Annotated in this window: 2 protein-coding genes and 1 pseudogene; all 3 read right to left on the bottom strand. The window is 74.8% G+C overall.

Going from position 1 to position 3,303, the window contains the following annotated elements; translation table 11 throughout:
* Positions 1-1,730: NADH-quinone oxidoreductase subunit G (locus tag EBM89_RS20055; protein WP_122151341.1), on the bottom strand; the 1,730-nt coding region annotated here is incomplete at its 3' end.
* On the bottom strand, positions 1,727-3,094 hold the full coding sequence (gene nuoF / locus EBM89_RS20050; protein ID WP_122151340.1) for an NADH-quinone oxidoreductase subunit NuoF: 1,368 nt from the start codon (positions 3,092-3,094) through the stop codon (positions 1,727-1,729). The genes nuoF and EBM89_RS20055, both read right to left, overlap by 4 nt.
* Positions 3,094-3,303, bottom strand: a pseudogene (locus EBM89_RS21610) (hypothetical protein); the annotation flags it as partial. The gene nuoF and the pseudogene EBM89_RS21610, both read right to left, overlap by 1 nt.

Below are 3,303 nucleotides of genomic sequence, written 5' to 3'. Positions count from 1 at the left end.
GCGCGCCGCGGGATCCAGGCGAGCCGGGCGCCGGTGCGCTCCGCCAGCCGCAGCGCAGCGGACAGGGCGCCGGGCACGGTGGCCAGCCGCTCGCCGACCAGCACGAGCGCGCCCTCGGCCGCGAGCGCCGTCCCGGCGTCGGTCAGGGCCGCGTCGGCGGACCGGGCGCCGATGGCGTCCAGGACCTCGGGCTCGGTGCCCGGTGCGGCCCGCAGCAGCGTGCCGTCCAGGCGCTCGACTCCGCGGCTCGCGTACGGCGCCACGGACAGCACCCGGGTGCGGCCCGCGACGACGCCCTTGCGGAGCCGCAGGAACACGACCCCGGCCTCCTCCTCGGCCTCCAGGCCGACGAGCAGGACCGCCGGGGCGGCCTCGAGGTCGGAGAACGTCACGCCGAGCCCGGTGCCCGCGACCGCGTGGCCGAGGAACGCGAGCTCCTCGTCCGAGTGCGGCCGGGCGCGCAGGTCGACGTCGTTGGTGCCGAGCACCACGCGGGCGAACTTGCCGTACGCGTAGGCGTCCTCGACGGTCAGGCGGCCGCCGGGCAGCACGCCCACGCCGCCGGCGTCGCGCGCCTGCGCCAGGCCGTGCGCCGCGACCTCCAGGGCCTCGACCCAGGAGGCGGGGTGCAGCTCGCCGCGGGTGCCGTCCTCGGCGACGTCGCGGACCAGCGGGGTGGTGATCCGGTCGGACGCGGCCTGCCAGGTGAAGGCGAACCGGTCCTTGTCGGTGATCCACTCCTCGTTGACCTCGGCGTCCTCGCCGGCCAGGCGGCGCAGCACGACGCCGCGGCGGTGGTCGACGCGGATCGCGGCACCCGACGAGTCGTGCTCCGCGACGCCCGGGGTCGACACCAGGTCGAACGGGCGGGCGCGGAACCGGTAGGCCGCGCCGGTCAGCGCGCCGACCGGGCAGATCTGCACGGTGTTGCCGGAGAAGTACGAGGCGAAGGGGCTGCCGGACTCGTCGTCCTCGGCGTGGCCGACGGGGATGTCGGCGCCGAGGAAGACGGAGCCGTCCGCGGGGATCGTCCCCGACGCGGCGTCCCCGCCGTCGAGATCCGCCCCGTCGAAGCCCAGCACGTCCGCGTCGAACCGCCCGATCTGCTGCATCGCCCCGCGCTTCTGCAGGTCGATGAACGGGTCGCCCGCGATCTCCCGCGAGAACCGGGTGCAGCGCTGGCACAGGATGCAGCGCTCCCGGTCGAGCAGGATCTCCGTCGACACCGCCAGCGGCTTCGGGAAGGTCCGCTTCACGTCCACGAACCGGGTCGCGCCCCGGCCGTTGGACATCGCCTGGTTCTGCAGGGGGCACTCGCCGCCCTTGTCGCACACCGGGCAGTCGAGCGGGTGGTTGATGAGCAGCAGCTCCATCACGCCGTGCTGCGCCTTGTCCGCCTCGGCGGAGGTGCGCTGCGTGCGGACGTCCATGCCAGGCGTCGCCGTCAGCGTGCAGGAGGCCTGCGGCTTGGGCATCTTCGCGACCTTGCCGTCGCGGCCCGGGGCCCAGACCTCGACCATGCACTGGCGGCAGGCGCCCGCGGGGGCGAGCAGCGGGTGGTCGCAGAACCGCGGGATCTGGATGCCGAGCTGCTCGGCGGCACGGATCACCAGGGTGCCCTTCGGCACGGTGGTCTCGATGCCGTCGATGGTGAACGTGACGCCGTCCGGCTTCGGCTCCGGGGGCGGCGTCGCGCCCGACGAGGCGGGCTTCGGTGCGGTGACGGTCATGCGTGGGCTCCCGCGAGCTGGCCCGCGCCGGAGCGGCGGGGCGTGTAGGGGAAGAGGGCCGACTTCTCCGGCGGGAACAGCACGTCCGCGGCGGTGTGCGTGCCCGCCTCGAACTCCTCCCGGAAGTACTGGATGGCCGAGGTGATCGGGCTGGTGGCGCCGTCGCCGAGGGCGCAGAACGCCTTGCCGAGGATGTTGTCGCACAGGTCGAGCAGCAGGTCGATGTCGCCCGACGTGCCCTGCCCGGCCTCCAGGCGCCCGAGCACCTGCGCCAGCCAGAACGTGCCCTCGCGGCAGGGCGTGCACTTGCCGCAGGACTCGTGCTTGTAGAACTGCGTCCACCGGGACACGGCCTTGACCACCGACACGGTGTCGTCGAAGACCTGCAGCGCGCGCGTGCCGAGCATCGAGCCCGCGGCGCCGACCTCCTCGTACGTGAGGGGGACGTCGAGGTGCTGCGCGGTGAAGATCGGCGTGGACGAACCGCCCGGGGTCCAGAACTTCAGCTCGTGGCCCTCGCGGACGCCGCCCGCCATCTCCAGCAGCTCGCGCATGGTGATGCCGAGCGGGGCCTCGTACTGCCCGGGCCGGGCGACGTGCCCGGAGAGGCTGAACAGGCCGTGGCCCGGCGAGCGGTCGGTGCCCATGGTGCGGAACCAGTCGACGCCGTCGGTGAGGATCCGCGGCACGGACGCCACGGACTCGACGTTGTTGACCACGGTCGGGCGGGCGTACAGGCCCGCGACCGCCGGGAACGGCGGCTTCAGGCGCGGCTGGCCGCGGCGCCCCTCGAGCGAGTCGAGCAGCGCGGTCTCCTCGCCGCAGATGTACGCGCCCGCCCCGGCGTGCACGGTGACCTCCAGGTCGAACCCGCTGCCGTGGATGTCCTTGCCCAGGTGCCCGGCGGCGTACGCCTCCTCGACCGCGCGCAGCAGGCGGCGGTAGACGTGCACGACCTCGCCGCGCAGGTAGATGAACGCGTGGTGGCAGCCGATCGCGTACGACGTGATCGCCACGCCCTCGATCAGCACCTGCGGGTCCGCCATCATCAGCGGGATGTCCTTGCAGGTGCCCGGCTCGGACTCGTCCGCGTTGACCACGAGGTAGCGCGGGCCGCCGTCCGGCGCGGGCAGGAAGCCCCACTTCATGCCGGTGGGGAACCCGGCGCCGCCACGACCCCGCAGCCCGGAGTCCTTGACGGCGGTGACCACGTCGCCCGGATCCATCGTCAGGGCCTTGCGCAGGCCGGCCCAGCCGCCGTGCGCCTCGTAGGTCGCCAGGGTCCACGGCCGGTCCGCGTCCCAGCGCTCGCTGAGGACGGGGGTCAGCGCCGTGGGGGTCGCCGGTGTCGTCTGCTCGGCCATCACGACTCCTTCGTCTCGGTGCCGGTCGTGCCCGGGCCGGACTCGGCGTCGCCCTCGGCGGGCTCGGCGGTGTCCTCGGCGCGGTGCTCGGCCCGCTCCTGCTCGGCGGTCCGCTCGGGGGCACCGGCCGCGGGGCGGTCGACGCTCGACTGCTCGCCACCCGGCGCGGGCGCGGACGCCGCCGCGGGGGCCGTGGGCTCGGGTGCGGC

This window comes from Cellulomonas triticagri, assembly GCF_003696205.1.
In the GTDB taxonomy this organism is placed as follows: domain Bacteria; phylum Actinomycetota; class Actinomycetes; order Actinomycetales; family Cellulomonadaceae; genus Cellulomonas; species Cellulomonas triticagri.
The sequence above is the reverse complement of the archived record's forward strand: the minus strand, read 5'-3'. Positions and strand labels throughout refer to the sequence as shown.